This window comes from Streptomyces sp. OfavH-34-F, assembly GCF_022347745.1.
GTDB lineage: Bacteria > Actinomycetota > Actinomycetes > Streptomycetales > Streptomycetaceae > Streptomyces.
The window spans coordinates 1-2930 of sequence record NZ_JAKRGC010000502.1 but is presented as its reverse complement, the minus strand read 5'-3'; the positions used below and the strand labels follow the sequence as shown (position 1 = coordinate 2930).

Genomic DNA, 2930 nt, shown 5'->3' with positions numbered 1-2930 from the left:
GCCGTGGCGGCGGCGCCGGGGTCAGTGCGCGGCGCGGGCGGCGCCCCGGACCCCGTCGAGGATCATGGCGACGGCGGTGTCGGCGATGACGCCGGGCTCCTCCGCGACGCTCAGCTCGATGCGCCGCACGGCCGCGTCCACGGAGCCCTGGAGCAGCATGGCCGCGAGGCGGGGCTCCTGGTGGCCCAGGTCGCCGAGGGCCTCGACGATCATGGCGATCAGGCCGCCGTGCGCGGCGCGGATCTTCTCGCGGGCGCCGGCGTCCAGCTCGCTGGCGGAGATCGCGACCACCGCGCGGTGGCGCCGGTCGCCGACGAGGTCGAGCTGGCGCCGTACGTACGCCTCGATCTTCTCCTCGGGCGTCCGGGCGCGCTCCATCGCGCCCTCCACCTCGGCGGCCCAGACCGGGAAGTCGACGGCGCACAGCTCCTCGACGACGGCGGCGCGGGAGCGGAAGTACTCGTAGACGGAGGATCTGGCGAGGCCCGTGCGTTCGGCGAGGGCGGGGAAGGTCAGCGCTTCGGTGCCTCCTTCGGACAGCAGGGAGCGCGCTGCGTCCAGGAGGGCGCCGCGCTGCATGGTCCGGTGCTCGGCCACGGAGGCCGCTCGAATCCTGGGCACGTCCCCACTTTACGGCGGCGGCCGCCGCCGTGGGAGCGCGAGCCCTCAGGTGGCCGAAGCCGCGCGCTCAGCGGCCGGCGTCGGCGAGCTTCGCCCGGAGCTGGAGCACCGACTTGGTGTGGATCTGGCTGACCCGGCTCTCGGTGACCCCGAGGACGTTGCCGATCTCGGCGAGGGTCAGGCCCTCGTAGTAGTAGAGCGTGACGACCGTCTTCTCGCGGTCCGGGAGGGTGTTGATGGCCCTGGCGAGCAGCCGTCTCAGCTCGCGGTCCTCCGCGACCTCCACCGGGTCGTCGGCGGCGGTGTCCTCCAGCGTGTCCATCAGGCTCAGCCGGTCGCCGCCCTCGCCGCCCACATGGAGCAGCTCCTCCAGCGCCACCACATTGGCCAGGGACAACTGGCTGAAAACCGCGTGCAGTTCCTCGAGGGTGACGTCCATCTCGGCGGCGACCTCCGCCTCGGACGGGGTGCGGCGCAGCTGCGCCTCCAGCGTGGCGTAGGCGCGCTCGACGGCGCGGGCCTTCTGCCGCACGGAGCGGGGAATCCAGTCCAGCGCCCGCAGTTCGTCGATCATCGCGCCGCGGATGCGGGTGATCGCGTACGTCTCGAACTTGATGGCCCGCTCGATGTCGAACTTCTCGATCGCGTCGATCAGCCCGAACACCCCGGACGAGACGAAGTCCGCCTGCTCGACGTTGGACGGCAGCCCCACGCTCACCCGCCCGGCGACGTACTTCACCAGGGGCGAGTAGTGCAGGATCAGCTGCTCCCGCAGCCGTCCGTCGCCCGTCGTCTTGTACGAGCGCCACAACTCGTCGAGCGAGGACGGGGCGGGAGGGCGCACAGTGCCACGCGCAGCCGGTGGTACTGCCGCGCGGTCAGACCCGGAGGTGTGCTGGGGCATGTGGTGCCTTGAGCCGTTCTGCCGTGAAGTACTGGGACTTGTCTCTGGGGCGGAATCCTTGTGAGCGTAGCGTGACTGAGTTGTCGCGGTGCGCGCAGGATAGAGGATCAGGACCGTGCGCCCGCGGGGGCGCGGTCACAACGCGCGACCCGGCCGCGGACATGACAGCCCGTCGGGGTGCGGACGCACCTGGCGCACGGAGCCGTCGCCGCAGGCACCGGCCCCGAAGCCACCGTGGAAGCGTCCGCCGAGGTCATCGGCAACACCTTTTCACCCGAATGCCCCAGGTCAAGAACCGCCTCGCCGCACCTCCTCCCGGCAAGTCCCGCGCCGCGTCAACCTCCAGCCTTCGCCTTGGCGTTCGACGAACCCCAGTGAGTGAAGTTCGTACAACTTGGCGAGGGCTTCATCGGCGCTCGTCCCTGCCACGCGCGCCGCCTCCCTGGCGTCGGCGGGGCCGCGCCCCGGCAGGGCGTCGAGCACCCGCGCGGCGACGGGGTCGAGGAGGTCCCGCGTGAGCACCGGGCCGCTCCTGGGCGGCGCGAGGTCCCCGATGTCCCCCACCAGTTCGGCCACTTCGGCCGCGTCCGTGACCAGGGCCGCCTCGCCGCGCAGGAGTTCGTGCACGCCCGCCGACAGTCCGCTGGTGGCCGGGCCCGGGACGCCCATGGTGAACCGCCCGAGCCGCTGGGCGGCGCGCGCCGTGACCAGGGAGCCGCTGCGGTACTCCGCCTCCACGACGACCGTCCCCCGCGTCAGCGCGGCGATCACCCGGTTGCGCAGGACGAACCTGCTCCGCGTCGGGTGCTCGGAGGGCGGCAGCTCACCGAGGACGAGCCCCTGCCCGGCCACCCGCCCGATCAGTTCGGCATGACCGCGCGGGTAGGCCACGTCCACCCCGCAGGCCAGCACCGCCATGGTGGCGCCGCCCGCGGCCAGCGCGCCCCGGTGCGCCGCCCCGTCCACCCCGAAGGCGGCCCCCGACACGACCACCCAGCCCCGCTCCGCGAGCCCCGAGCCCAGTGTGGCCGCCATGTGCGCCCCGTACGGGGTGCAGGCGCGGGCGCCGACCACGGCGACCGAGCGCAGCGCCCAGAGCCTCAGGTCGGGGTGCCCGCGTACCCACAGCCCGGTCGGCCGCGCGTCCCCCAGGTCGTCGAGCTGGGTCGGCCATTCCCGGTCCCCGGGGCAGACGAAGCGCCCGCCGATCGCCGCGACGTCCGCCAGGTCCCGTTCCGGGTCGGCCCCGGCGGCCCGGAGCCGGTAGCCGGCCAGCCGCCGCACCGTCATGCCGCGCAGCCGTTCCGCCTCACCGGCCGGGTCCGCGATCCGCCGCCACAGCTCGACCGCGCCGCATTCCCGCAGCCACCGCCCGCCCCACTCGTCCCCCGGCTCCAGCACCCGG

The 2930-nt window shown here is 73.9% G+C and carries 3 protein-coding genes; all 3 read right to left on the bottom strand.

The window, feature by feature from the left end:
- Window positions 1-21 precede the first annotated feature (21 nt).
- Window positions 22-597: a TetR/AcrR family transcriptional regulator gene (locus MHW47_RS34015; protein ID WP_239227702.1), complete on the bottom strand. Its 576-nt coding sequence runs from the start codon at window positions 595-597 to the stop codon at window positions 22-24.
- A 91-nt stretch (window positions 598-688) separates the two neighbouring features.
- Window positions 689-1525, bottom strand: a complete 837-nt coding sequence (gene whiG, locus MHW47_RS34010) for an RNA polymerase sigma factor WhiG (protein ID WP_239227701.1) — start codon at window positions 1523-1525, stop codon at window positions 689-691.
- A 288-nt stretch (window positions 1526-1813) separates the two neighbouring features.
- Window positions 1814-2930 (bottom strand): DNA-processing protein DprA (dprA, locus tag MHW47_RS34005; protein ID WP_239227700.1); only part of this gene is annotated, 1117 nt, incomplete at its 5' end.

Excerpts from the sequence above, each read along its gene's own strand:
- whiG (WP_239227701.1), bottom strand. The coding sequence starts at position 1,525 with ATGCCCCAGCACACCTCCGGGTCTGACCGCGCGGCAGTACCACCGGCT.